This window comes from Methanobacterium formicicum (genome assembly GCF_029848115.1).
GTDB classification, from domain to species: Archaea; Methanobacteriota; Methanobacteria; order Methanobacteriales; family Methanobacteriaceae; genus Methanobacterium; species Methanobacterium formicicum.
Map to the genome: position 1 here is coordinate 7501 of NZ_JARVXG010000019.1, position 1750 is coordinate 9250.

The 1750-nt window shown below is 49.9% G+C and carries 2 protein-coding genes (1 of these 2 cut by a window edge); both read left to right on the plus strand.

Going from position 1 to position 1750, the window contains the following annotated elements; genetic code table 11:
• Positions 1-141: the 3' portion of a Coenzyme F420 hydrogenase/dehydrogenase, beta subunit C-terminal domain gene (locus QC759_RS00885; protein WP_048072252.1), read on the plus strand. Its footprint begins 963 nt before the window's first position; only the last 141 of its 1104 coding nucleotides appear in the window; its start codon lies off the left edge, out of view; the stop codon is at positions 139-141.
• Positions 142-1641, plus strand: coding sequence for a glutamate synthase-related protein (locus QC759_RS00890; protein WP_048072253.1), 1500 nt, complete (start codon positions 142-144; stop codon positions 1639-1641). It abuts the gene before it with no gap.
• The last annotated feature ends 109 nt before the right edge of the window (positions 1642-1750 follow it).

Below are 1750 nucleotides of genomic sequence, written 5' to 3' on the forward strand. Positions count from 1 at the left end.
GAACAAAATCCCTGGAAACCAGAGGCAGTACTTACTTCCGACACAGAAGAAGTTAAGAAAGCAGCAGGGACCAAATACTCAGCCTGTCCCGTGTTCAAAGTATTGAAGGATAATGATAATAAGGAAAAGGAGGTGTCCTAGATGCCTTTTAAAATTGAAAGAAACCAGGAACTTTGCCTGAGAAACTTCGGACGTCCAGGTTGCTGCTGGTATCTCTGCGACAACCGGGACGAAAACCTGTGTAAGAACTGTTACTCCTGTTACAACAACTGTCCCCACGGAGTGTACGAGATAGTGGATGATGAACCATACCCCCTGCACCATGAAAAATGTGTGGGCTGCCGTATCTGTGAGGAAATGTGCCCTAACAATGCCATAGAAGTTAGTGCCATACCCCAGGATGTTAGGAATGTATGGAGTTTCAACGATCTGGTGGAGATCAACCGGAAATCCACCGAAGGATCCTACAAGGTCCGGGGATGTGGTGCCACTCGGCCCATACCCACCTTTGATGATCTGGTAATTGTACCGGCCCAGGTTTCCCGGCCACCCATCGATAAATACCGGGAACCCTGCAACACCAGGGTAGTTCTAGGAAGCCGTTACGCTGAAAACCCCCTGGTATTAGACACACCTATCATGATCGGAGCTATGAGTTTCGGGGCCCTATCTAAAGAAGCCAAGATCGCCCTGGCCATGGGTGCCACCCTGGCAGGTACTGCCACCAACACCGGAGAAGGTGGAATGCTCCCTGAAGAACGTAGATATGCCAACAAACTCATTGCCCAGTACGCTTCTGGCCGTTTCGGTGTGAGTGCTGAATATTTAAATAAATCCAATGCCGTGGAAATCAAAATAGGCCAGGGAGCAAAATCTGGTATGGGAGGCCACCTCCTGGGAGAAAAGGTTACTGCCGAGGTCTCCAAGATCAGGATGATACCCGAAGGGACCGATGCCCTGAGCCCGGCCCGGCACATGGATATCGTTGGCCCGGAAGACCTTTCCATGAAGATCAGTCAGCTTAGGGAAATAACCGACTGGAAAGTACCCATCATGGTGAAATTCACCAGTGGACGGGTCAGTGACGATGTGAAGATCGCAGCCAAGGCCGGAGCCGATGCCATAGTAGTGGATGGTATGCAGGGAGGAACTGGAGCCGGACCAGACGTGGTCACCGAACACAGTGGAGTGCCCACCATTGCCGCTATCGTGGAAGCAGACGAGGCCCTCAAACACATCAACCTGCGGGAAGATGTGAGCCTGATTGCTGCGGGAGGTATAAGGAATGGTGCCGATGTGGCCAAAGCCATAGCCCTGGGAGCTGACGCCTGTTACATTGCCACCAGTGCCCTGGTAAGTATCGGTTGCCGTGTCTGTCAGATGTGCTATGCTGGAACCTGCCGTAAGGGAATAGCCACCCAGAACCCACAACTTAGAAGGAGACTGGATTACATCGAAGGTGGTAAACGAGTGGCCCGGTTCATTGAAGCCATGACTGAAGAAGCAGTGATGTTAACCCAGCAGGCAGGTAACACTGACCTTCTGAAGTTGGAGAAAGATGACCTGCGGGCCCTGACTGTAGAGTCATCGGCTATGACCGGAGTTAAAATGGCCGGCCTGGAAGCACCTATAAGGAGCTAAAGGCCTCATTACTTCTTTTTTCTATTTTTTGAAACTATAAACTATTTTTTTTAATTGCTGCCCTTTTTTAATTTAATAACTTTTAGGGTCTTAGTTTTTTCATGTTTCT

What these genes read in the sequence shown, in the direction of transcription:
- QC759_RS00890 (WP_048072253.1), top strand. Translation starts at nt 142, where the DNA reads ATGCCTTTTAAAATTGAAAGAAACCAGGAACTTTGCCTGAGAAACTTC.